A 317-nucleotide genomic window follows, 5' to 3' on the forward strand; every position below is an offset into this window, starting at 1 on the left:
GGCAGGGCTGGAAGTGTCTCTCGTCAACTGCATGAACCGGGAAAAGATGCTCAAACAAGTGCTTGAAGTTGCGAAGTACGACTACGATTTCATTCTGTTGGACTGCACCCCTTCCCTTGTGATGCTGACCGTCAATGCCTTGGCTGCAGCGGACACCACCCTGATTCCGGTGCAGGCGCAGTACCTGTCTGCGAAGGGCTTGGAACAGCTTTTGCAGACCGTCCAAAAAGTCCGGCGGAAGATCAACCCGAAACTAAAAATTGAGGGCATTCTGCTGACTATGACGGACAACCGCACCAACTACGGGCAGCAGATCG

At 53.6% G+C, this 317-nt stretch carries 1 protein-coding gene; it reads left to right on the forward strand.

Annotated elements, in window-relative coordinates; all coding sequences use genetic code 11:
• The coding region (locus P0G09_RS17145; RefSeq protein WP_275253270.1) for an AAA family ATPase at positions 1-317 on the forward strand (317 nt) is incomplete at both ends.

The sequence above is a fragment of the Faecalibacterium sp. DFI.5.82 genome (assembly GCF_029076575.1).
GTDB lineage: Bacteria > Bacillota > Clostridia > Oscillospirales > Ruminococcaceae > Faecalibacterium > Faecalibacterium duncaniae.